This is a genomic window from Kluyvera cryocrescens NBRC 102467, from assembly GCF_001571285.1.
GTDB classification, from domain to species: Bacteria; Pseudomonadota; Gammaproteobacteria; order Enterobacterales; family Enterobacteriaceae; genus Kluyvera; species Kluyvera cryocrescens.
Map to the genome: position 1 here is coordinate 208,249 of NZ_BCTM01000007.1, position 23,921 is coordinate 232,169.

Annotated in this window: 23 protein-coding genes; 13 read left to right on the forward strand and 10 right to left on the reverse strand. The window is 55.2% G+C overall.

The window, feature by feature from the left end:
* Positions 1–23: 23 nt before the first annotated feature.
* The 3 genes from secB to cysE all read left to right on the forward strand — a co-directional run bounded on the left by secB (position 24) and on the right by cysE (position 2,410).
* The gene (secB, locus tag KCR01S_RS05865) at positions 24–491 is read left to right on the forward strand and encodes a protein-export chaperone SecB (protein ID WP_052282753.1); all 468 of its coding nucleotides are present in this window, start codon (positions 24–26) and stop codon (positions 489–491) included.
* Positions 491–1,510 carry an NAD(P)H-dependent glycerol-3-phosphate dehydrogenase gene (gene gpsA, locus KCR01S_RS05870; RefSeq protein WP_061280914.1) on the forward strand — a complete coding sequence of 340 codons (1,020 nt, stop codon included), beginning with the start codon at positions 491–493 and terminating at the stop codon, positions 1,508–1,510. Before secB ends, gpsA begins: the two co-directional genes overlap by 1 nt.
* A gap of 78 nt (positions 1,511–1,588) precedes the next feature.
* Positions 1,589–2,410 carry a serine O-acetyltransferase gene (cysE, locus tag KCR01S_RS05875; protein WP_052282755.1) on the forward strand — a complete coding sequence of 274 codons (822 nt, stop codon included), beginning with the start codon at positions 1,589–1,591 and terminating at the stop codon, positions 2,408–2,410.
* Between the two features lie 56 nt (positions 2,411–2,466).
* On the opposite strand, the gene trmL is transcribed toward cysE, so the two are convergent.
* The 5 genes from trmL to KCR01S_RS05900 all read right to left on the reverse strand — a co-directional run bounded on the left by trmL (position 2,467) and on the right by KCR01S_RS05900 (position 7,403).
* Positions 2,467–2,940 (reverse strand): tRNA (uridine(34)/cytosine(34)/5-carboxymethylaminomethyluridine(34)-2'-O)-methyltransferase TrmL, encoded by a 474-nt coding sequence (gene trmL / locus KCR01S_RS05880; protein WP_061280917.1) that lies wholly within the window; start codon positions 2,938–2,940, stop codon positions 2,467–2,469.
* Positions 2,941–3,145: 205 nt separating this feature from the next.
* A complete protein-coding gene (gene lldD, locus KCR01S_RS05885) occupies positions 3,146–4,330 on the reverse strand; it encodes an FMN-dependent L-lactate dehydrogenase LldD (RefSeq protein WP_052282757.1) in 1,185 nt (394 codons plus the stop codon).
* On the reverse strand, positions 4,327–5,103 hold the full coding sequence (lldR, locus tag KCR01S_RS05890) for a transcriptional regulator LldR (protein ID WP_061280920.1): 777 nt from the start codon (positions 5,101–5,103) through the stop codon (positions 4,327–4,329). Before lldR ends, lldD begins: the two co-directional genes overlap by 4 nt.
* Entirely contained in the window at positions 5,100–6,755 is a 1,656-nt protein-coding gene (gene lldP / locus KCR01S_RS05895) for an L-lactate permease (protein WP_061280923.1), read from the reverse strand. Before lldP ends, lldR begins: the two co-directional genes overlap by 4 nt.
* 285 nt (positions 6,756–7,040) lie before the next feature.
* Positions 7,041–7,403 carry a YibL family ribosome-associated protein gene (locus KCR01S_RS05900; protein ID WP_061280926.1) on the reverse strand — a complete coding sequence of 121 codons (363 nt, stop codon included), beginning with the start codon at positions 7,401–7,403 and terminating at the stop codon, positions 7,041–7,043.
* 275 nt (positions 7,404–7,678) lie between these two features.
* Between KCR01S_RS05900 and KCR01S_RS05905 the strand changes: the two genes are divergently transcribed.
* The 7 genes from KCR01S_RS05905 to yiaY all read left to right on the forward strand — a co-directional run bounded on the left by KCR01S_RS05905 (position 7,679) and on the right by yiaY (position 14,948).
* A complete protein-coding gene (locus tag KCR01S_RS05905; protein WP_061280931.1) occupies positions 7,679–7,888 on the forward strand; it encodes a hypothetical protein in 210 nt (69 codons plus the stop codon).
* A 198-nt stretch (positions 7,889–8,086) separates the two neighbouring features.
* Complete coding sequence (locus KCR01S_RS05910) at positions 8,087–8,455, forward strand: DUF3302 domain-containing protein (protein WP_061280937.1); 369 nt, start codon at positions 8,087–8,089, stop codon at positions 8,453–8,455.
* Positions 8,456–8,457: 2 nt separating this feature from the next.
* The gene (locus tag KCR01S_RS05915; protein WP_061280940.1) at positions 8,458–9,594 is read left to right on the forward strand and encodes an HlyD family secretion protein; all 1,137 of its coding nucleotides are present in this window, start codon (positions 8,458–8,460) and stop codon (positions 9,592–9,594) included.
* A gap of 74 nt (positions 9,595–9,668) precedes the next feature.
* Positions 9,669–10,277, forward strand: a complete 609-nt coding sequence (locus KCR01S_RS05920; RefSeq protein ID WP_061280943.1) for a glutathione S-transferase — start codon at positions 9,669–9,671, stop codon at positions 10,275–10,277.
* A gap of 97 nt (positions 10,278–10,374) precedes the next feature.
* On the forward strand, positions 10,375–11,766 hold the full coding sequence (selA, locus tag KCR01S_RS05925) for an L-seryl-tRNA(Sec) selenium transferase (RefSeq protein WP_061280946.1): 1,392 nt from the start codon (positions 10,375–10,377) through the stop codon (positions 11,764–11,766).
* Positions 11,763–13,613: a selenocysteine-specific translation elongation factor gene (gene selB, locus KCR01S_RS05930; RefSeq protein ID WP_061280951.1), complete on the forward strand. Its 1,851-nt coding sequence runs from the start codon at positions 11,763–11,765 to the stop codon at positions 13,611–13,613. Before selA ends, selB begins: the two co-directional genes overlap by 4 nt.
* A 183-nt stretch (positions 13,614–13,796) precedes the next feature.
* Positions 13,797–14,948, forward strand: a complete 1,152-nt coding sequence (gene yiaY / locus KCR01S_RS05935) for an L-threonine dehydrogenase (protein WP_061280954.1) — start codon at positions 13,797–13,799, stop codon at positions 14,946–14,948.
* Between the two features lie 83 nt (positions 14,949–15,031).
* Here the strand turns inward: yiaY and KCR01S_RS05940 are convergent, their stop codons facing one another.
* Positions 15,032–15,487, reverse strand: a complete 456-nt coding sequence (locus tag KCR01S_RS05940) for a VOC family protein (RefSeq protein ID WP_061280956.1) — start codon at positions 15,485–15,487, stop codon at positions 15,032–15,034.
* A gap of 119 nt (positions 15,488–15,606) precedes the next feature.
* On the opposite strand from KCR01S_RS05940, the gene exaC reads away from it, so the two are divergent.
* Positions 15,607–17,145: an acetaldehyde dehydrogenase ExaC gene (gene exaC / locus KCR01S_RS05945; RefSeq protein ID WP_061280959.1), complete on the forward strand. Its 1,539-nt coding sequence runs from the start codon at positions 15,607–15,609 to the stop codon at positions 17,143–17,145.
* A 44-nt stretch (positions 17,146–17,189) separates the two neighbouring features.
* Here exaC and KCR01S_RS05950 read toward each other — a convergent pair whose 3' ends face one another.
* The 3 genes from KCR01S_RS05950 to KCR01S_RS05960 form a co-directional block, all read right to left on the reverse strand.
* On the reverse strand, positions 17,190–17,501 hold the full coding sequence (locus tag KCR01S_RS05950; protein ID WP_061280963.1) for a hypothetical protein: 312 nt from the start codon (positions 17,499–17,501) through the stop codon (positions 17,190–17,192).
* 93 nt (positions 17,502–17,594) lie between these two features.
* Complete coding sequence (locus KCR01S_RS05955) at positions 17,595–19,553, reverse strand: glycoside hydrolase family 127 protein (protein WP_061280965.1); 1,959 nt, start codon at positions 19,551–19,553, stop codon at positions 17,595–17,597.
* Positions 19,554–19,563: 10 nt separating this feature from the next.
* A complete protein-coding gene (locus tag KCR01S_RS05960) occupies positions 19,564–20,964 on the reverse strand; it encodes an MFS transporter (RefSeq protein ID WP_061280970.1) in 1,401 nt (466 codons plus the stop codon).
* Between the two features lie 238 nt (positions 20,965–21,202).
* Here KCR01S_RS05960 and KCR01S_RS05965 point away from each other — a divergent pair, with 238 nt between their 5' ends.
* Together KCR01S_RS05965 and KCR01S_RS05970 are read left to right on the forward strand one after the other, a co-directional pair.
* On the forward strand, positions 21,203–22,021 hold the full coding sequence (locus KCR01S_RS05965) for an AraC family transcriptional regulator (RefSeq protein WP_061280974.1): 819 nt from the start codon (positions 21,203–21,205) through the stop codon (positions 22,019–22,021).
* Between the two features lie 121 nt (positions 22,022–22,142).
* Complete coding sequence (locus KCR01S_RS05970) at positions 22,143–22,604, forward strand: 4Fe-4S dicluster domain-containing protein (RefSeq protein WP_061280977.1); 462 nt, start codon at positions 22,143–22,145, stop codon at positions 22,602–22,604.
* Here the strand turns inward: KCR01S_RS05970 and KCR01S_RS25325 are convergent.
* The coding region (locus KCR01S_RS25325) for a ShlB/FhaC/HecB family hemolysin secretion/activation protein (RefSeq protein WP_061280980.1) at positions 22,596–23,921 on the reverse strand (1,326 nt) is incomplete at its 5' end. The genes KCR01S_RS05970 and KCR01S_RS25325 overlap by 9 nt on opposite strands.

The following is a 23,921-nucleotide window of genomic DNA, read 5'->3' on the forward strand; positions in this document are numbered from 1 at the left end:
ACAACACGAAAGGGTTTTTACACATGTCAGAACAAAACAACGCAGAAATGGCTTTCCAGATCCAACGCATCTACACCAAAGACGTTTCTTTCGAAGCGCCAAATGCGCCACAGGTTTTCCAGAAAGATTGGCAACCAGAGGTTAAACTTGATCTTGATACCGCATCCAACCAACTGGCTGAAGGCGTGTATGAAGTGGTGTTGCGTGTCACCGTAACGGCGACTCTGGGCGAAGAAACTGCGTTCCTGTGCGAAACTCAGCAGGCGGGTATCTTCTCCATTGAAGGTATCGAAGGGACTCAGATGGCCCATTGCCTGGGTGCATACTGCCCGAACATCCTGTTCCCGTATGCGCGTGAATGCATCACCAGCCTGGTTTCCCGTGGGACTTTCCCACAGCTGAACCTTGCGCCGGTTAACTTTGATGCGCTGTTCATGAACTATCTGCAGCAGCAGGCTGGCGAAGGTGCAGAACAACATCAGGATGCCTGATGAACGCACTTAATGCTTCAATGACTGTGATCGGTGCCGGCTCTTACGGCACCGCTCTTGCCATCACCGTGGCAAGAAATGGCCACCCGGTTGTACTCTGGGGCCACGATCCTAAACATGTCGCGACCCTCCAGCACGATCGCTGCAACGCGGCTTTTCTTCCTGACGTTCCATTCCCTGAAACGCTGCATCTGGAAAGTGACCTTGCGACCGCACTGGCCGCCAGTCGCGATATTCTGGTTGTGGTGCCAAGCCACGTCTTTGGTGATGTTCTTCGCCAAATGAAACCGTTGCTGCGCCCTGATGCGCGCGTGGTGTGGGCGACGAAAGGGCTGGAGGCTGAAACCGGCCGACTGCTGCAGGAAGTGGCGCGTGAAGCGCTGGGCGATGATATCCCGCTGGCGGTGATTTCAGGCCCAACCTTTGCAAAAGAGCTGGCGGCAGGTTTACCGACGGCGATTTCGCTGGCGGCGACCGACCCGGTCTTTGCTGACGATTTGCAGCAGCTGCTGCATTGCGGCAAGAGTTTCCGCGTATACAGCAACCCGGACTTCATCGGCGTCCAGCTGGGCGGTGCGGTGAAAAACGTGATTGCGATAGGCGCCGGTATCTCTGATGGCATCGGTTTTGGTGCAAACGCGCGTACGGCGCTTATCACCCGCGGTTTGACCGAAATGTCGCGCCTTGGCGTGGCGCTGGGTGCCGATCCGGTGACCTTTATGGGCATGGCAGGGCTGGGTGACTTAGTGCTGACCTGTACCGACAACCAGTCGCGCAACCGTCGTTTCGGCATGGCACTGGGACAGGGCGCGCAGGTGCAGGAAGCGCAGGACAAAATTGGTCAGGTGGTCGAAGGTTATCGTAATACCAAAGAAGTTCGCGAGTTGGCACACCGCGTAGGTGTCGAAATGCCAATAACCGAGGAAATTTATCAGGTATTATATTGCGGAAAAAGTGCGCGCGAGGCAGCATTGACCTTATTAGGTCGTGCACGCAAGGATGAGCATAGCGGCAACTAAAACGCAGGAAACCTTTGTCATCGCAACGATCCGGCGAGCAGAGACTGGCCGATCGTTCCAATACGTCTGGAGTACGCAATGTCGTGTGAAGAACTGGAAATTGTCTGGAACAATATTAAAGCCGAAGCCCGAGCCTTGGCGGACTGCGAGCCTATGCTCGCCAGCTTCTATCACGCGACGCTACTTAAGCATGAAAATCTGGGCAGTGCATTAAGCTACATGCTGGCGAACAAGCTGGCCTCTTCCATTATGCCCGCCATCGCCATTCGCGAAGTCGTCGAAGAAGCCTACGCTGCTGACCCGGAAATGATTGCCTCTGCGGCCTGTGATATTCAGGCCGTTCGCACCCGTGACCCGGCGGTCGATAAGTATTCTACCCCGCTGCTGTACCTGAAAGGTTTCCACGCGCTGCAGGCTTATCGTATTGGCCATTGGCTGTGGGGACAGGGACGTCGCGCGCTGGCGATTTTCCTGCAAAACCAGGTGTCGGTCTCCTTCCAGGTGGATATCCACCCGGCGGCGAAAATCGGCCGCGGTATCATGCTCGACCACGCGACCGGTATCGTAGTCGGTGAAACGGCGGTCATTGAAGATGATGTGTCGATTCTGCAGTCCGTGACCCTCGGCGGTACCGGTAAAACCAGCGGCGATCGTCACCCGAAAATTCGTGAAGGCGTGATGATTGGCGCCGGGGCAAAAATCCTCGGCAATATTGAAGTGGGACGCGGTGCGAAAATCGGCGCTGGTTCCGTGGTTCTGCAGCCCGTCCCTCCGCATACCACGGCGGCAGGGGTTCCGGCGCGCATCGTCGGCAAGCCGGAGTCGGATAAACCGGCGATGGATATGGATCAGCACTTCAACGGCATTAATCATGGATTTGAATACGGCGACGGTATTTAACCCGTGAATGCTCTAGCCGGAAGGTGACGTCAAGGCGCCATCCGGCTCATCATGAATTAACTCCGCAAGATTGCGCCGGGATATCCCAGTTGGCGCCATGCCTCATACACCACTACCGACACCGCGTTGGACAGGTTCATACTGCGGCTGTCCGGCATCATCGGAATGCGAATTTTTTGCTCAGGCGGCAGCGCGTCCAGAATGGTCGCGGGCAGTCCACGGGTTTCCGGGCCAAACAGCAAAAAATCACCGTCCTGATAGCTCACCGCGCTGTGCGCCGGTGTACCTTTGGTCGTCAGGGCGAATAAACGCTGGGGCCGGGCGCTTTCCACAAATGCGGCGTAATCAGCGTGGCGCTGTACGGCGGTAAATTCATGGTAATCCAGTCCCGCGCGGCGTAAGCGCTTATCATCCCAGGCAAAACCCATGGGTTCGATAATATGCAGGTTAAAGCCGGTATTAGCGCACAGACGGATGATATTCCCGGTATTGGGTGGGATTTCTGGTTCGAATAAAACGATATTAAGCATACTGCCCCCTTGGATTGCGCGGGCAGGATAGCAGAATTTGGCGAAACCCTCATCCCGCCTCTCTCCCGGACAGGCAGAGAGGGACGTGCAGGATGACGGGCAAAAATAAGGTGTTTGGCCACCTTCACACTTTGACGTTCACGTTTTCAGGCAAGGTCAAACGATCCCCTCTGCCCGAGAGCGGAGGGGAATACAGGAGGCAATCCTATGCCGCATCACCGCGCTTAATGGCATTAAACACCTGCGCGACTTCAGCGTTCTGCACCAGTGAATCACGGCTAATTTCTTTAATTGATTTCGCCCCGGTCAGCGTCATGGCGACCTTCATCTCTTTTTCAACCAGATTCAAGAGATTAGCTACACCGGCCTGGCCGTGCGTTGCCAGCGCATACAGATAAGCGCGGCCCAACAGCACGCTATCGGCACCCAGCGCAATCATGCGCACCACATCCAGTCCGTTGCGGATCCCGCTATCGGCGAGAATAGTTATATCGCCTTTCACCGCGTCAGCAATTGCCGGCAGGGCTCGTGCTGACGAGAGTACGCCGTCAAGCTGGCGGCCGCCGTGGTTGGATACCACAATGCCGTCCGCGCCAAAGCGTACTGCGTCGCGAGCATCTTCTGGATCGAGGATCCCTTTGATCACCATTGGACCGTCCCAGAATTCGCGGATCCATTCCAGGTCTTTCCAGGAGATGGATGGATCGAAGTTATTCGCCAGCCAGCCGATGTAATCTTCCAGTCCGGTTGGTTTGCCCAGATAGGTGGAGATGTTACCTAGATCGTGCGGACGACCGTTCAGGCCCACATCCCACGCCCACTGTGGGTGAGTCGCCGCCTGCCAATAGCGACGCATTGCGGCGTTCGGGCCGCTCATGCCGGAATGGGCATCGCGGTAGCGCGCACCCGGCGTAGGCATATCGACGGTGAACACCAGCGTTGAGCAACCGGCGGCTTTGGCGCGTTCCAGTGCGTTACGCATAAAACCACGGTCGCGCAGCACGTACAGCTGGAACCACATTGGACGTTTAATGGTGGGCGCGACTTCTTCGATAGGGCACACCGATACGGTGGAGAGCGTAAAGGGGATACCTTTGGCATCGGCTGCGGCCGCAGCCTGAACTTCGCCGCGGCGAGCGTACATGCCGCACAATCCGACAGGCGCCAGCGCGACAGGCATGGAGAGCTGCTCTTTAAACAGCGTGGTTTCCAGGCTCAGGTCGGACATATTTTTCAGCACCCGCTGGCGCAGCGCGACGTCTGACAGATCTTCCACGTTGCGGCGCAGAGTGTGTTCTGCATAGGCGCCACCGTCGATGTAGTGGAATAAGAACGGCGGCAGGATGCGCTGGGCAGCGGCGCGGTAGTCACTCGCGGCGGAAATAATCATGCTTTTTTCTCCCTGGAAATATCAGTGTGGTCGTCGGGCAGGCGGGTGATCCGCGCCTGGCGGGCCAGGTCTTCATCAAAACGTTTAATCGTGGTGTGGACAAACCCAAGGTGCGCCATCATTGCCTGACGGGCTCCTTCGGCGTCACCGGCGGTGATCGCATTCAGGACCGCCAGATGCTGTTCAGTGAGCTTTGCAAAAACGGGGGGGACCAGATACATACGCTCGCGGCTCTGGATCACCGAGGATTGCAGCAGGTCGAAAAAACCGCGCATGGTTTGCAGCAGCACCACGTTGTGGGATGCCTCCGCAATCGCCAGATGAAATCGTACATCGGCCTGCGAGGCGAGGTCGGGGTCATCGCTCTGGGTCGCTTCAAAGCAGAGGCGGATTTTTTCTTTATCAGCGTCGGTCGCGCGCATCGCGGCGTACCAGGCGGTGCTGGCTTCGATGGCATGACGGGCTTCAAGAATGTCGAAGCTGTAGTCAGGATCGTCTGCCAGCAGAGTTTTCAGCGGTTGCACAATATTCTGTTCAGACCAGCCTTCATGCTGCCAGCGCACGAAGGTGCCGCCGCCGCGACGGCTTAGCAGCAAGCCCTCGCTCACCAGTTTTGCCAGCGCTTCGCGCAGTGAATTGCGCGAGACGCCGAGCTGGCTTGCCAGCTTTCTTTCCGCGGGCAAACGCATGCCCGCTTCCAGTTGTTGTTCTTCAATCAGCGCCCGCACGCGGCAGGCGACATCGTCTGACAGACGTTTGGGCAGTGTTATCACGGGATCATCCACGTTAAGACGTAAGCCTGCAGCGTGGTGATCACGCCCACCATGCAGGTGAATATCAGGCTGTGCTTCACGGTGAAGCGGAACAGGTCGGACTCTTTACCCACCAGACCTACCGCGGCACAAGCAATAGCGATGGACTGCGGTGAAATCATTTTCCCGGTCACGCCGCCGGTGGTGTTGGCGGCAACCAGCAGAACGTCCGAGACGCCAATCTGTTGTGCGGCAGTAGCCTGCAGCGCGGCGAACAAGGCGTTGGAGGAGGTATCTGAACCGGTCAGGAATACCCCAAGCCAGCCAAGGAACGGCGAGAAGAAGGTGAACGCGTGGCCGGTATGCGCCAGCGCCAGTGCCAGCGTTGAAGACAGGCCCGAGTAGTTAGAGATAAAGGCAAATGCCAGGACCATACCGATAGAGTAAATCGGCAGCGCCAGCTCTTTGAGCGTGGAGCCGAAGGTATTGATGGCATCTTTTGGCTTCATCCGCAGCCAGACGATAGACAGCAGCGCGGCGAACAGAATGGCGGTACCGGTGGCCGAGAGCCAGTCGAACTTATAGACCGCAGCGTAGGCCGTCGCTTGGTTGACCACCGGCGGCATGCGCGCGACTAACTTGTCGAGGTACGGCACCGGAATATTAATCACCAGCTCATACAGCGCGCCACCTGGGGCGAACAGCGCTTTAAACGGTGGGATGCTCCACAGCGTCACGGTAGCGGTCAGGAACAGGAACGGCGACCATGCGCGAATAATCTGCCCAGCGCTGTAGTGGGTACGCGACAGATCCATATCGACCTGCGATGCGCCCATATCACCAAAGCGGAAAATACGCACCGGCTGCCAGCGTTTGAGGAACAGCGTCAGACAGACCAGTGATACCAGCGACGAGATGATATCCGGCAGCTCAGGGCCAAGGAAGTTGGAGCTGAGGTACTGCGCGATAGCAAAGGAGCCCCCCGCCACCATTACCGCAGGCCAGGTCTCTTTAATGCCGCGCCAGCCATCCATAATCGCCATGATCCAGAACAGGACGATAATGGTCAGGAACGGTAGCTGACGGCCCACCATCTGGCCGATTTCAAAGCTATCCAGACCGGTGACCTGGCCGGCAACCAGAATCGGAATACCCATCGCGCCAAAGGCAACCGGTGCGGTATTGACGATCAGGCACAGCCCCGCCGCATACAGCGGATTAAAGCCGAGGCCAACCAGCAGTGCCGCGGTAATTGCGACCGGTGCGCCGAACCCGGCAGCCCCTTCGAGAAAGGCGCCGAAGGAGAAACCCACGATCAGCATTTGCAGGCGCTGGTCGGGGGTAATGGAGAGAATTGACGAGCGAATAATATCGAACTGCCCGGTCTTCACCGAAATTTTGTAGACGAAGACGGCGGCGATAATAATCCAGGCAATTGGCCACAGGCCGTAGAAGAAACCGTATACCACCGAGGCCAATGCGCGGTCGACCGGCATTTGATAGAACAGCAGGGCGACGGCCAAAGCGATACCGACCGTCCAACTGGCGGCAACGTAGCCTTTCAGCTTGAGTTTAATCAGTGCGAAGAAGAAGAACAGGATCGGGAGCGATGCGATCAGGCTCGATAGCCAGATATTCCCAGCCGGATCGTAGTTTTGTTGCCAGAGGCTCATGCAGGTCTCCAGGGGGCCTTACGCGCCGCGCCACGGTGAGTCTCAGCTCATCTCTGTGTCACAGTTTGTGTAAAATTGGCCCTGCCAATTGGGTTGTGTAGGGGTAATGACAGCGAATGGTTAACCAAATGTTATGCATTAGCAATGGCATTGTGATTTCAGATGATGGAATTGTGAACCAATAGCGATTTGGTTGTTAAATTGGTTGGGCCAATTTTGCGGGCGAGAGGGAAAGGTAAAACAGACCTTCTCCCAGGGCGGGAGAAGGTCGGGTGCATAGGAAAATCAGAATTCGCTCTTGGCGAACCCCGTCATCACCTGCAGACCCATTTCACGACCGAGGGCGGTCATGGGATGAACGACAACCAGGCCACGAACGCTTTTCTTGAGCGCGCCCATGTTGGCTTGTTCCTTTTTAGTGATAGCGCGGCTGAATGGCATTTTTGCCAGCTTTTGCGCTTCTTTGCTCAGCTTTTGCGTATGTACTTCACGCAGGCGAGCGATTTCGGTTTCGAGTTTGTCTTTTTCGCTTTCCAGCTCGGCGTATTTCTCTGCGCTGTCGACCAGGGACAGGGCAGCCTGCTGGTGGCGGATCGCGTCAAGCAGGTCGCTCAGGCGTTTGATTTCGTTCTTTTCGATTTCTTTCATGTTGCTGATATCTGTTAATAAAATAGACGTAATAACCCCTAGTATGCGCGTTGTCGCTCATTTCTGGTAGTTAATTATACAAAACGAGGTGGTTTCTTTGCGGTATAGTAAGCAACCTAAATATATAACATATTGAATAACATTACGATTTCATAAATTAGTTAACTTGATCGCTTTTTTGAAAATTACTGATGTAAATTCGCACATTTTCCTCAACCCCTTTTGGCTTGATTATCCATTCTTATAGCAAGGTCTTAAAGAAAGGAGGACGCGTAATGAGCAAAATGGGTGAGAACGTCCCGCAAATCATCGATAAAGCGGTAGATTTCATGGCCTCCAGCCAGGCGTTTATGGAGTATCTCAAAAAACGACCGCATTCCGATCAGGTCCCGTTAGAGATTCCTGAGGACAAGGCGGCGATGTTTCTGGCGCGACTGGAATACTACCGAAACCTATACCGTCCAGTGGAAAGCCAACACAAATAAAATGATGAAAAGTATTCTGCGCTGGTAATGTATCCCCTACATTGCCAGCAATAATTGCGGGTTGTCTCCAGAAGTAAAAATTCCCCTTCGGTATGATGGCGAAAATGACCAACGCACATTATCTTCACTAATATCAGCCACGATTGCGTGCGGCTGCCTCCGGTCTATAACTCTTATTAGCGTAATTCTGAGGCAAGTATGTTTCTAAACTATTTTGCGTTAGGTGTGCTGATCTTCGTCTTTTTGGTTCTGTTTTACGGAATCATCATGATTCACGATATTCCCTATACGATTGCGAAAAAGCGTAATCATCCTCACGCGGATGCCATACATACCGCGGGCTGGGTGAGCCTGTTTACTCTGCACGTGATTTGGCCGTTCTTATGGATTTGGGCCACGCTCTACCAGCCGGAACGCGGTTGGGGAATGCAGTCGCATATTCGGCCGCCAGATCCTGCTCCCGGCGGGGATGACACGCTCACACAGCTCTCCCGTCGGGTCGCTGAGCTGGAGCAAAAGATTGCGGAACTTCGTCCCTCCACTGACGCGAACACGCCGGAGCAATAATCATGGATCTGCTGATTGTGTTGACCTATGTCGCGCTGGCGTGGGCGATATTTAAAATATTCCGGATTCCGGTTAACCAATGGACGCTGGCTACCGCGGCGTTGGGCGGTATATTTTTGGTAAGCGGGCTTATTTTATTAATGAACTACAACCACCCTTATACGTTTACGGCGCAAAAAGCGGTTATTTCGATTCCAATTACGCCGCAGGTCACTGGTGTGGTGAGCGAAGTGACGGATAAAAATAACCAGTTGATAAAAAAAGGGGATGTGCTTTTTAAAATTGACCCCACGCGTTATCAGGCACGGGTTGATCGCCTACAGGCGGATTTGGTGACGGCGACGCACAATGTGCAGACGCTAAAAGGCCAGCTCTCTGAAGCGCAAGCCAACACCACCCGCGTGTCGGCGGAGCGTGACCGCCTGTACAAAGATTACCAGCGATACCTGAAAGGCAGTCAGGCCCGGGTCAATCCATTCTCAGAAAGCGATATTGATAACGCGCGGCAAAACTATCTGGCGCAGGATGCGATGGTCAAAGGCTCCGTGGCCGAACAGGCGCAGATACAGAGCCAGTTAGACAGTATGGTCAACGGCGAGCAGTCGCAGATTGTCAGCCTGCGGGCGCAGTTGACGGAGGCGAAATATAACCTCGACCAAACCATAATCCGTGCACCGAGCGATGGCTACGTCACTCAGGTTCTTATCCGCCCGGGGACCTACGCCGCCGCGCTGCCGCTGCGTCCGGTGATGGTCTTTATCCCCGAACAGAAACGACAGATTGTCGCCCAGTTCCGCCAGAATTCGCTGCTGCGTCTTGAGACCGGTGATGATGCGGAAGTGGTCTTTAACGCTCTGCCAGGACAGGTTTTCCACGGCAAACTGTCGAGTATTCTTCCGGTTGTTCCGGGGGGATCTTACCAGGCTCAGGGGGCATTGCAGTCGTTAACCGTGGTGCCGGGGACTGACGGCGTACTGGCGCTGATCGATTTGGATCCCAATGCCGATGTTGATGCGCTTCCGGACGGTATCTACGCCCAGGTCGCGGTTTACTCTGACCATTTTGCTCACGTTTCGGTAATGCGTAAGGTGCTGCTGCGCATGACCAGCTGGATGCATTATCTCTATCTGGATCACTAGGGCGGTAAAAACCAGGGGGCGAATGCGGCGGCCTGAGCCATACTGATCTCTTTGTTGGCGCGAAGGAGACAATGATGAAATTGGTCGGCAGCTACACCAGCCCATTTGTACGTAAAATCTCAATCCTGCTGCTGGAGAAGGGGATGGCGTTTGAGTTTGTGAACGAGCAGCCCTACAGCGAGGAAAACGGGGTTGCCCAGTTTAATCCCCTGGGCAAGGTTCCCGCGCTGGTAACGGACGACGGCGAGTACTGGTTTGATTCACCCATTATCGCCCAGTACATCGAACTGCTTGGCATCGCCCCAGAGATGGTGCCGCACGATCCTTTGGCCGCGCTAAAAGTGCGCCAGCTTGAATCGCTGGCTGATGGCATTATGGATGCGGGCCTCGCTTCCGTGCGAGAGCTGGCGCGTCCAGCCGCGCAGCAGTCTGAATCAGAAGTGCTGCGTCAGCGGCAAAAAATTAGCCGTAGCCTCGACGCATTGGAAGGTTATCTTGTCGACGGCACGCTGAAGCCTGATACCCTAAATCTTGCGACTATCGCCATTGCCTGCGCGATTGGTTATCTCAATTTCCGCCGCATTGCTCCCGGCTGGTGTGTCGATCGCCCAAATCTGGTCAAACTGGCAGAAACGCTCTTCGTGCGCGAAAGTTTTGCACGTACCGAACCGCCAAAGGCTTGATTGAACGCTATAACGCTAAGCCTCTGTACATTGTACAATCCTTTTCTATGACTCCCTCTCGGTCGGGAGGGGCAACATTTAACCGTCAGGCCTATCCATGACTACCGAAAACCGTTCACTCTACAGCCAGCTTCCCGCAACTGACCGCCTACTACGCGATCCTGGGTTTGCCCGTCTACTTGATGTTCATGGTCATTCTCAGGTGGTGGAACAGCTCCGCCAGATGCAGGAAGAAGCGCGTTTGAGCATTCGTGAACAGCAAACGCTTCCCGCCTGGTGCGAGCATTGGGCACAGGAAACGGCCCGTCGTTTACAGCAAGATGCCCAAAGCGCGCTGCGCCCGGTCATTAATCTGACGGGAACCGTGTTGCACACTAATTTGGGCCGCGCGCAGCAGTCACAGTCGGCGATTGAGGCGGTCACCCAGGCGATGCGGGATCCGGTGACGCTGGAATATGATTTGGACGGCGCCGGGCGCGGTCATCGCGATCGGGCGCTGGCGGATTTGCTGTGTCGGTTAACCGGGGCTGAAGACGCCTGCATCGTGAATAACAACGCTGCAGCGGTATTGCTGATGCTGGCGGCGACGGCGGCGGGGAAAGAGGTCGTGGTCTCTCGCGGCGAACTGGTCGAGATTGGCGGTGCGTTTCGCATTCCCGACGTGATGCGCCAGGCGGGCTGTGTGCTGCACGAAGTGGGCACCACCAACCGCACTCACGCAAAAGATTATCGCCAGGCGGTGAATAACAACACCGGGCTGTTGATGAAGGTGCACACCAGTAACTACAGCATTGAAGGTTTCACCAAATCGGTAGATGAAGCCGAGTTGGCGGAAATAGGCCGTGAGCTGGATGTACCGGTGGTTGCGGACCTTGGCAGCGGTTCGCTGGTCGATCTTAGCCACTACGGCCTGCCGAAAGAGCCGATGCCTCAGGAGATGATTGCCGCAGGCGTGAGCCTGGTGAGCTTCTCCGGCGACAAACTGTTGGGCGGCCCGCAGGCTGGGATTATCGTCGGGAAAAAAGCGTTAATTGCCCAGCTACAGCAGCACCCGCTCAAGCGCGCGCTGCGGGCAGACAAAATGACCCTCGCCGCGCTGGAAGCCACTTTGCGGTTGTATCTGCATCCTGAAAAACTCGCGGCTGAACTGCCAACGCTGCGTCTGTTGAGCCGCAGTGTGCAAGACATTCAGCAGCAGGCCGAACGCTTACGCGAACCGCTGGCTGCGCGTTATGGCGATGAATTTTCCGTGCAGGTGATGCCGTGCGCGTCGCAAATTGGCAGCGGTTCACTGCCGTCAGAAAGCCTGCCGAGTGCGGCAATCGCGCTGACGCCTCATGACGGGCGGGGCAGCCAACTGGAAGCGCTGTCGACCCGCTGGCGCAGCCTGCCTATCCCGGTTATCGGGCGAATTTATGATGGTCGTCTGTGGCTCGATTTGCGCTGCCTTGAAGATGAACCTCGTTTTCTGGAGATGTTGTTGAAATGATTATTGCCACCGCCGGGCACGTTGACCACGGCAAAACCACCCTGTTGCAGGCGATTACCGGCATCAACGCCGATCGTCTGCCGGAAGAGAAATCCCGCGGGATGACCATCGATTTAGGTTATGCCTACTGGCCGCAGGCGGACGGACGCGTTCTGGGTTTTATCGATGTGCCAGGCCATGAAAAGTTTCTCTCAAATATGCTGGCGGGCGTGGGGGGGATCGATCATGCACTGCTGGTGGTGGCGTGCGATGACGGCGTGATGGCGCAAACGCGTGAACATCTGGCGATCCTGCAGCTGACCGGGAATCCAACGCTCACCGTGGCGCTGACCAAAACCGACCGCGTGGATGCTGCGCGCGTCGAGGAGGTCCGCCGCGAAGTCGCCGATGTTTTGCGTGAATACGGTTTCGACGCTGCGACGTTGTTCGACACGGCGGCAACGGAAAATATTGGTATTGAAGCGCTGCGTGACCACTTGCGCCAGCTTTCTGCCCGCGTCCATCAGGCGCATCAGCGTTTCCGTCTGGCTATCGACCGCGCGTTTACCGTCAAGGGCGCGGGTCTGGTCGTGACTGGCACGGCGCTGTCCGGCGATGTCCGCGTAGGCGACACGCTATGGTTGACCGGTAAGGGCACGCCAATGCGCGTGCGTGGTCTGCATGCGCAGAACCAGCCGGTAGAACAGGCGCACGGTGGGCAGCGTATTGCGCTCAATATCGTCGGAGCGGCGGAAAAAGATGACCTGAGCCGAGGCGATTGGCTGCTCTCAGAAGAACCTCCTGCGCCTTCCGAGCGGGTGATTGTTGAATTGCATAGCCACACGCCGCTGAGTCAATGGCAGCCGCTGCATATTCACCATGCGGCGAGTCACATCACGGGGCGGGTTTCGCTGTTGGAAAATAATCTGGCGGAGCTGGTCCTCGATGCGCCGCTATGGCTGGCCGATAACGACCGGCTTGTGCTGCGCGATATCTCAGCCAAAGTGACGCTGGCAGGGGCTCGGGTGGTCACGCTAAATTCGCCGCGTCGTGGCAAACGCAAACCGGAGTACCTGGCGTGGATTGCCGCGCTGGCGCTGGCAAAAGATGATGCTCAGGCGCTCGCGGTGCATCTTTCCCGTGATGCGGTGAAGCTGGGTGAATTTGGTTGGGCACGCCAACTAAGTCCTTTGGGGCTACAGCAGTTGATCGCTCAGCCGGGATTTATCCTCGCCGGCGATAGCCTGCTGGATGCACCGCTCGCGGCACGTTGGCAGCGTAAGCTTCTGGACGCGCTGGCGGTTTATCACGAGCAGCATAAAGACGAACCCGGCCCGGGGCGCGAGCGCTTACGCCGTATTGCGCTGCCGATGGAAGAGGAAGCACTGGTCCTGACGCTGATTGAGCAGATGCGCGAGAGCGGCGACATTGCCAGCCATCACGGTTGGTTACATCTGCCGGATCATAAAGTTGGCTTCACCGACGAGCAGCTGGCCGTCTGGCTGAAAGCCGAGCCGCTGTTTGGCGATGAGCCGTGGTGGGTTCGGGACCTGGCAGCGCAGACGGGAACAGAGGAGAACACCATGCGCGTAGTTCTTCGTCTGGCCGCGCAGCAGGGGATGATTACGGCGATAGTGAAAGATCGCTATTATCGTAATGACCGTATTGTGGCGTTTGCCAGTATGATTCGTGAACTGGACCTGGAAAAAGGCTCGACCTGTGCGGCTGATTTTCGCGATAAACTGAATGTAGGCCGTAAATTAGCCATTCAGATCCTGGAGTATTTTAACCGCATTGGTTTCACGCGTCGTCGCGGAAATGATCATTTATTGCGCGATGCGCTGTTGTTCCCTGATAATAAAAATTAACAATTAATGTAAAAAATATATCAAACGAAATACAAAAATATATTAATTAATAATCAGCGCGTTAGGAATCTTAACCTGACGTGCTTTTTATTTTTTCGAACGGTGAAAATGCAATGATGATCATATTTTCACACTCTCTATTCCTCTACTCTCGTGGCCTGCTTATTAAATAAAGGAACTATCATGGCCGCATCAACTTTCTACATTCCATCAGTGAACGTTATCGGTAATGGCGCATTAAGCGACGCAATGAATACAATGAGGGAATATGGCTATCGCCATGCCTTAATTGTGACCGATGCTGTGCTGAATAAGCTGGGCGTGGCGGGGAATATTCAAAAACGCCTCCAGGAATTTGATATTCAGAGCGTCGTGTTTGATGGTACGCATCCGAACCCAACCACCATTAACGTTGAGGATGGCCTGAAGTTACTCCGCGCCCATGATTGCGACTGCGTTATCTCATTGGGCGGTGGTTCTCCGCACGACTGCGCGAAAGGGATCGCGCTGGTTGCGGCCAACGGCGGTGATATCCGCGATTACGAAGGCGTTGACCGCTCGGCTAAACCTCAGCTGCCGATGATTGCGATCAACACCACAGCGGGTACCGCATCTGAGATGACCCGTTTCTGCATCATCACCGACGTGACGCGCCATATCAAAATGGCGATCGTGGACAAGCATGTCACACCGGTACTGTCCGTCAACGACTCCTCCCTGATGGAAGGAATGCCGAAAGGGCTGACCGCCGCGACCGGTATGGATGCGCTGACCCACGCCATTGAAGCCTATGTGTCTATTGCGGCGACGCCGATTACCGATGCCTGTGCGCTGAAAGCCATCACCATGATCGTGGAGAATTTACCGACGGCGGTGGAAAACGGCAGCAACAGCGAAGCGCGTGAAGCGATGGCCTATGCCCAGTTCCTCGCCGGGATGGCCTTCAATAACGCATCGCTGGGCTATGTCCACGCGATGGCGCACCAGCTCGGTGGTTTCTACGATCTGCCGCACGGCGTGTGTAATGCGGTACTGCTGCCACACGTACAGGTGTTCAACAGCAAGGTGGCGGCCGCGCGTCTGCGCGATTGCGGCCAGGCGATGGGCATTGATGTGAGCGCGATGAGCCACGAGCAGGGGGCACAGGCCTGCATTGACGCCATTCGCAAACTGGCGCGTCAGGTGAACATTCCAGCAGGTCTGCGCGACCTGAATGTGAAAGAAGAAGATATTCCTGTTCTGGCGACCAATGCGCTGAAAGATGCCTGCGGCTTGACCAACCCGATTCAGGCCACGCACGATGAAATTATGGCCATTTTCCGCGCGGCGATGTAAATAACCGCAGAGAGCGACACGGCCTACAAATCGTCAGATTTTGTAGGCCGTCCAAGGCCTTGCATCTCACCTGAAACCACGCATTACCCGTTGTTTTCTACCTCTTCACGCATCCATGGCGTAATGGTGAGCCCGGTCAATAAACCTTCCGGGCTGAGCAGGCGCGTGACGGATTGCCCCCATGGCTCCATGCGGTGAGCAATTAACAGTGTGTAGCCTCTCTCGAGCAGCGTCTGGGTGGCGCTTGCAATGTCACGAACTTCAAATTCAATCCACGCTTGAGGCGTTGGCAGGTCGGAAGGCCATTGCTCCTGGCCAAAGCAGGATGTGGCGGCTTGCGACAGCGGCCAGAGCGCAAAATGCTTAACACCATCCAGCTGATTAACGTCGGTAAGCAGGTACTCTTCATTACCCGCCATCGCTTTGAGCGGCAAGCCTAATGTGGCCTGATAAAACGCGGCGCTGGCATCTGTACTCTGCGTGATAGGGCCAAAACCGGCCACAAATAGCACTTCCACGCCGGGGATCTCGTGTTCCATTATGACTCCTTGAAAGGCGCTGCGGATAACGTGACCGCAGTCGTAAAGCTGTAAGTCGTTGGCGGATATTTCGCCAGCGCAGTCTACCTTTGTAGTATTCCCACAGCAAGGAGATGGTCATGACCAATAACCCCCCTTCAGCACGCATTCAGCCCGGCGAATATGGATTTCCCTTTAAGTTAAAAACGCGCTACGACAACTTTATCGGCGGAGAGTGGGTCGCTCCAGCGGATGGCGAATATTATAAAAATCTCACGCCAGTCACCGGCCAGCTTCTGTGTGAGGTGGCCTCGTCAGGAACACGTGATATCGATCTGGCGCTGGATGCGGCACATCGCGCAAAAGATAAATGGGCGCAGACCTCCGTGCAGGAGAGGGCTGCGATCCTACTGAAAATCGCCGATCGTATGGAGCAAAACCTCGAGCTGTTGGCCACGGCCGAAACCTGGGATAATGGTAAACCGATTCGGGAAACCAACGGCGCCGATGTGCCGCTGGCCATCGACCATTTCCGCTACTTTGCCTCCTGTATTCGCGCGCAGGAAGGTGGCATCAGCGAGGTGGATAAGGACACGGTGGCGTATCACTTCCACGAACCTTTGGGCGTAGTGGCGCAGATTATCCCGTGGAACTTCCCGCTGCTGATGGCGAGCTGGAAAATGGCGCCAGCGCTAGCCGCCGGCAACTGCATTGTGCTCAAACCCGCGCGATTAACGCCGCTGTCCGTCTTGCTGTTAATGGAAATTATTGGTGACCTGCTGCCGCCAGGCGTCATTAACGTGGTGAACGGTGCGGGTGGCGAAATTGGTGAATATCTGGCGACCTCCAAACGAATCGCCAAAGTCGCCTTTACCGGCTCAACGGAAGTGGGCCAGCAAATCATGCAGTACGCGACGCAAAATATTATTCCGGTGACCCTCGAACTGGGCGGCAAATCGCCGAACATTTTCTTTGCTGACGTGATGGACGAGGAAGATACCTTCTTTGATAAGGCGCTGGAGGGCTTTGCCCTGTTTGCGTTTAACCAGGGCGAAGTCTGCACCTGCCCAAGCCGGGCGCTGGTTCATGAGTCGATCTATGAGCGTTTTATGGAACGAGCCATTCGTCGCGTCGAGCGTATTCGCAGCGGGAACCCGTTGGATGCGGTAACGCAAATGGGCGCTCAGGTCTCACAAGGGCAGATGGAAACCATCCTCAACTACATTGATATTGGTAAAAAAGAAGGCGCGGATGTGCTGACCGGCGGGCGGCGCAAGCAGCTGGAAGGCGAGCTGAAAGAAGGTTATTACCTTGAGCCGACTATCCTGTTTGGGCAAAACAATATGCGCGTGTTCCAGGAGGAGATTTTTGGCCCGGTGCTGGCAGTGACCACCTTCAAAACGGTGGAAGAGGCACTGACCCTGGCAAACGATACGCAATATGGCCTGGGGGCGGGCGTCTGGAGTCGTAACGGTAATCTGGCATATAAAGTGGGGCGCGGCATTCAGGCTGGGCGCGTGTGGACCAACTGCTATCATGCCTACCCTGCACATGCGGCCTTTGGTGGCTATAAACAGTCTGGTATCGGGCGCGAAACTCACAAAATGATGTTGGAACATTACCAACAGACGAAATGCCTGCTGGTGAGCTATTCGGATAAACCGTTGGGGTTGTTCTAAGATAGCAGCAGGCCCGGTTGCGCTGCGCTTACCGGGCCTGCTGTTTAATCAAATGTTTTGACCTGCAGAGGCCGGAAGCGGCTGTAAATCCACAGGCCGAGGCAGATGATCGACCCCAAAAATGCCGTAAAGAATACCGTGACCATCAGGCCGCTGAACAGCGCCACCGGTAAGGCAAGAATGCCGTGGATGGACTCGTTGTTCCATTTCACCATGTCGTAGCCGAAAATCCCCATCACGCCGCAAAATAGGCTAAATATCAGCATCGGCACCGCAAGACCGATAAGCATCAGGCGGTAGATGACGGAGGCTTTGACGCGTTTGATACTGACGACTGGCGGTACATCCTTGCTCATACTGATTCCTCATGGTGATGGTTAACTCTCTGTTGGCATCATGGCGGAATCTTTTTGGCCCGGCAAGAGGATCCTGCCGGGCTGCGGGGGGCCTTATTTCCCTTCATTTACCCAAATACGCATCTCACCTTCGCCACGATTGGCCCAGCTAAACCAGGGGATAAAAGTCAGAGTCTGTGTTTGTGCAGTTGCGGGAGCGGTATCGTAATGCCACAGCGATTGTTGTTCCGGGTTTTGCGCCGTGCGCTTAACCCCTTGCGCCTGTAGCAGCACTTTGTGGGCAAAAATACCTTTGCCTTCGAGCTCAGAGAACGAGGCGTTTTCAGGCAGCCACAGGTTATGCAGTTCTTCACCATTATCGGCCTGCTCCAGACAGTAAACCAGCGGCCCACGCTGAATAGCCACTTTTCCGGCAACGTGGCGGACCAGCGGGTTACCATAGACCCGGCGCACCGGCATCGGTAGCGTCAGGGTCAGGGTATCGCCTTCAAGCCAGGTGCGATTGATGTGCAGATAACCTTTCTTCACCGTCCCCGCCACGTCTCGGCCATTTAGCGCGATATGCGGATTCGTACACCAGTCCGGCAGACGCAGCGCCAGCGTGTGGGTAATCGGATCCGGGGAATCAATCACGATCTTGACCTGATCCTGCCACGGATAGTTGCCGCTGAGGCGGAGTCGCAGCGTCTGTTCGCCTACCGGCACTTCTGTACTATTGCCGATATAGAGGTTTACAAACAGTGCGTCATCACGCTGGGTGTAGATATAGTGGCCGATAGAGGTCAGCACGCGTGCGATATTCGGCGGGCAGCAGGCGCAGCCGAACCAGCGCTGACGAACCGGCTTCACGTGATCGTAGATGTGGTTAAACTTTAGGGTGTTGGGATGGACTTCCAGCGGGTTCACGTAGAAGAAGTGCTTACCATCCAGCGCCATTCCGCCGAGCACGGTGTTATACAGCGCGCGTTCCATCACGTCGGCGTACTGGCTATCGCCTTCCATTTCCAGCATTCGGCGAGCAAACATCATCAGGCCAATCGATGCGCAGCTTTCGGCATAAACCGTGTCGTTCGGCAGGTCGTAGTCGCTGCTAAAAGCTTCACCGCTGCTCTGGGAGCCAATACCGCCGGTAATGTAGAGCTGACGCTGGGCCATGTTGTTCCATAGCCGTAGGCAGTTCTGACGTTTGTTTTCATCGTTGCTCAAGCGGGCGAGGTGCGCGACGCCGGTCATCAGGTAGACAAAACGCACCGCGTGGCCGATAGCCGTTTGCTGTTCGGCAATAGGCTGGTGTGCCTGGCTGTAGGGCTTATCTTTCACCATCCACGCGGTGCCGTAGGTGTTCCAGTAGGACGTTTTACCGCGCTTTTCATACTCATGGTCGTAGAAGTGCGGCTGCTTACCGCGTTCTTCAACGAAGTAGTTCACCAGCGCCAGGTAGCGAGGTTCCTGCGTGACTTCGTACAGGCGCATCAGCGCCAGCTCAATTTCCGGGTGACCCGGATAGCCGTGGATCTGGTTATCCCCGGTGCCGAAGACCTGATAGATGTGGTCGGATAGACGGCAGACGACCTCTAACAAACGGCGCTTCCCGGTGGCCTGGAAGAAGGCAACGCCCGCTTCAATCATATGGCCTGCACAGTAAAGCTCGTGGCATTCGGCCAGGTTTGTCCAACGTTCCTGTGGGGCTTTGACCGTAAAGTAAGTATTGAGATAGCCATCGTCACACTGGGCGGCCGCCACCAGTTCAATCACCTCGTCGGCGGTTTTTTCTAACTCGACATCTGGCTTCTGACATAGGGACCAGGCAACGGCTTCCAGCCATTTCGCCACATCACTGTCCTGAAATACCATCCCGTAAAACTCACCGTCTTGCAGGCCGGCGGCGATGCGAAAGTTTTCAATCGCGTGGCTCGGTTCTGTGTCGTCGATACGGTCATTGAGTGCATCCCACTGATAGGGGATCACCACATCGCGAACCAGCTGCTGATACTGGGCGAAAAACGGGTCGTTCACTTTTAACGTATGCAGACAGACTTCCATAACGGACATGACAAACTCCTCAAGACTGAACGTGACGGGCGCGAAGGTCGGTAGCGATACGCGCCATCATAGGATTATTGAGTCGGCAGGCGCGGATCGAGAACGCCAGCAGCAGGTGGAAGAGGGCGGGTAGCAGGGTTTCCATGGCGGTGATCCCCGTCAGAGACTCGGCGGTCTGATTTCCCGCGCCCGGCTGATAGGCCACATAGATAAAGACCAGGCTGATAATACCGGCGCTTGATGCCCAGGCGAGCTTGATAAAGAACAGGTTAAAGGCGAAGTTCATGCCGGATGAGCGGACGCCGGTTTTCCATTCACCGTAGTCATCGGCGAAGGCCATCAGCGAGAAGTGCAGCGGCAGGGTGAAGCCGAGAATAATGCCGTTGCCGAGGATGATGACCAGCCAGAGCGTTTGATAAGCAGGTCCGGTCGGTAAGAACCACATGCCAACGGCGAGTGCGGCCAGTATCAGGTTGGTGTAGTAGTAAAGTTTGACGGTATCAAAGCGGCGAGAGAGCAGGTTTATCAGCACTGAGCCAAAAATGGAGGCAAAGGTCACCATCGTGAAGAAGAGTGATGTGTAACCGGTAGAGCCGCCCAGTACGTAGGTGATGAAGTACATGTAGCCGCCGCCGCGAATATTAAAGACGTTGATCAGCAGGAATGACATCACCAGCATGAGCAGCAGCTGATCATTTTTACGCAGCCCGGCAATGTGTTCACGAAGGGTGAATCTCCCCATCATATCCAGCGACACGCGCTCGCGAACCCAGAAGAAGCAGCATAGGAACATGACGGCAGCAATCGTGCAGAGCACACCGACGCCGTATTGATAACCTTGCGCGGTATTCCCCTGGCCGAGCGCTTTCACCAGCCAAGGCAGACCGACTGAAACCAGAAAACCGGCCACGCCGCACAGCACGAAGCGCCACGCCTGGCAGGAGATGACTTCGCTGTGGCGCGTGGTCATGGTGTTGATGAGCGCACAGTAGGGGACATTGATAGCGGTATAGCTTACCGACAGCAGTAAATACGTGCCGAAAGCCCAAGTGATTTTGATCCCGATGCTGGCGTCCGGAACGGTAAACGTCAGCACGCCAATAATGGCAATGGGTACAGCTATCCACAGTTGCCAAGGGCGAAATCGTCCCCAGCGGCTCTGGGTACGGTCGGCAAGTACGCCCATGATGGGATCGGAAATGGCATCAAAAACGCGTAGTACCAGAAAAAGGGTACCGACCAATGCAGGCGTGAGACCGAAGACATCGGTATAGAAAAAAGTCAGGAAATTCATGATGAGGCAGGTAATAACGGTGCCGCCTGCATCACCGAGACCGTAGCCGATTTTTTCCCGAATCGATAGTTTATCGTCCAGTGAACCCGGCACAATCTCGCTGGTGGTTATGGGTGTAGCGGTCATGGGGTACTCCTCGCAATGTGGAGATGGCTCTTTTCAGTAGGGTTATTTTTTTAATGTCATGACCTGTTTAATTTTGCCTGGAAAAGGATGACCAACAAGCTCATAAAGAAGTATAAAAAGAGGGTAATTCCGACTTGATAATAAAAGTGTGAAGATGATCGGGTGTGATTGTATTTATCGTTAATAATCAAATAGAAGATTTGTTTTATTTCATAAATAAGCGGGATTTTTAATATTTATGCTCAATCTATCCATAGCGCTTCCGATTAAGGTACAAAACGGCGGTTTATTTATCTCGCGAGACGTTGGTCGTCATCCTGCGCGTAGGTTGCGCTCATGGGAGGTTATTTTTGTCGAAAAGGGGACATTAACGATCCAGGAAGATGATCGTATTTTTCACGTTTGTGCGGGTGATAGTTTGCTACTGTGGCCGGGCCGTCGACATGTTGGTGTTGAGGATTTCCCCTCAGACCTGAAGTTCTATTGGCTACATTTTGAAGTGAATACGTCGGAGCAGCCACAGCCGCTAGTTACTCAGCTTGCTATTCCTCAGCAGACTACGCTGCATGACCCGCAGTATTTAATGACCCTATTTCGGCAGTTCCTCAACGAGCAGGAAAAAATTCAACGGAATGCCTCGCTCGAGTTTATTTTGTTGCTGATTTTGCAGCATATTTCCTTATCGGCACAAACAGAGGAACCGAAGGATGAAGGCGGTGCGGCATTGGCGTGGCGTGCCCAGCAGCTCATTCGTACTCGTTACCATTTACCGCTCTCGACCTCAATGCTGGCGAAAGAGCTGCATTGTAATGCCGACTATCTGGGAAGAGTGTACCGGCGGGTATTTCACCTGACTCTGACAGAGGCAATTCACCGCCAGCGGGTACGGGCTGCGGAGAAACTCTTAAGTAATCACGCGCGTTCGCTCAAGGAAGTGGCAGAGCAGTGTGGGTTTGCTGATGTGGGGTATTTCCGTCAGATTTTTCGTAAGCATACCGGGCTGACGCCCGCCGCATGGAAGCGGCGGTACTGCAAGGAACATATCAATTCGGCCTGAGGCAAATGACTGAATTGGTTCTGGCATATCACAAAAAGTGTCCCTCACCCATGTCGGATCAAAGCAGTGCGGCGGCTTGCTCTGGCACTCTTAGGGTTTATCGTCCACAGCGGAGTGGAGAATGAACCCGTTTATTGTCGCTGATTCAATGAAGTGCATTGGTTGCCGTACCTGTGAGGTGGCCTGTGTAGTGGCTCACCAGGCGCAGCAAGCGTGCGCGAGCGTATCGCGGGATGCCTTCCTTCCACGGATTCGCGTGGTGAAGGGGGATACCTTTTCGACAGCGGTCACCTGCCACCATTGTGAAGATGCGCCGTGTAGCAACGTCTGCCCAACCGGTGCGATTACCCGGGAGGCGGGTTATGTTCGGGTTGACCAGGCGCGCTGTATTGGGTGTAAAAGCTGCATGTTAGCGTGCCCGTTTGGCGCAATGACGGTGGCCGTTCAGCACTCACGTCCTCAGGCGATAAAATGTGATTTATGCCGCCACCGCGAAGAAGGCCCTGCCTGCGTAGCGGCCTGCCCAACGCAGGCGCTGGCCTGTATTGATGTTGGGCAGACGGCGATGCCGAAATTAATGTAGATTATTGAAATTCCAACTTAACGTCAGGCTGTACCGCCAGTCGCGTTTGTGATTGTCGGTTGGCAGATCGCCTACGGGGCGCGCCGCTTCAACGGTCAGGCTGTAGTGCTTGTTATCACCAAACATCACGCTGGTGGCAACGGACGCCAGCTGCTGATGCGGAAGTCCCGGCGCGTTGAACCAGGTCTGCGCGGTATCCGCCAGAATGTACGGCTGAACGGTGGCCACCCAGGTGCTCTCCTTGCGCTGATGGAGATAACGCAGCTCAACCTGCCCGCCGTAGCCATAATCGCCGCTGGCCTCACCGTCCTGATAACCGCGGCCAAAGCGCTGTGCACCAAAGCTGACGCGTTCCGGTTCCGGAAGATCGTTATCTGACCAATCTCCCTCCATCGACGTCGACAGACGCCAGGTGTCGGTCACCATCCAGGCCGCATCAATATTGCTTTTCCACAGCGTAAAGGACAGGTCGTTGCCTTGAATCGGCGCGGCATCAGCCAGCGATCCGGCGTTCACCCCTTGGCGCAGCGTGAGCTTGCCGTTAATGCTGGCGCGTTCATAAGCCTGAAAGCCGCTCATGCCAAATTCAAGGGCAGGGTAGCGCACGTGCGTTTTGACTGTCGCGCCTCCTTGCGTTTCGTTATTCACGATCGCGCGGATGTTGTTGTCATTGCGTCTGTCGGTGTAGTCCATCCCACCGTTAATGCTGAATTGCTGTTTCCCGGTTAAGACGACCGGGTAGCTGAAGGTTGCACCGCCGTTGTATTGCGTTGTTTTCTGCCGGGAGTCCAGGTAACCGTCGGTAAAGTTCAGCAAGCGCGAATAGTCGCGCGGATTATCGCGATAAAAACTGCCTTTCAGCTGCATCATCAGCCCCTCGTCGCTGAGAAACTGTTGGTAGTTCAACCCGAGATAAGATTTTCGCGTCGAGCTATCCAGCGGAATCAGCGTTGCGACACCTAATTGATCACCATAGCTGGTCAGGTTGCTGAGCGAACCGTTGACGAACGCCATGTTCTGGTTGCGCCGCGTGTCGAGCGTTGAAGAGATATCCCAGATTCGCGGCTGGATGCTGGTGGCCTGCATGGCCGCGGCGCCATAAATATTTTGCGGTAGCTGCGCATTAGCATCAACGGTCACGCCGGGTGTACGCGTCATCAGCTGGGTATAGCGGTCAAAAGTGGCCTGGGTAAGCGGTTTTTCCGCCATGATTTTGGCGGCTAGCCGCTTTAGGCGCTCTGCAATATTGGGATTATTACTCTTAATATCGCTATGAGCGACGTAGCCTTCAACCAGCACAATCTTGATGGTTCCATC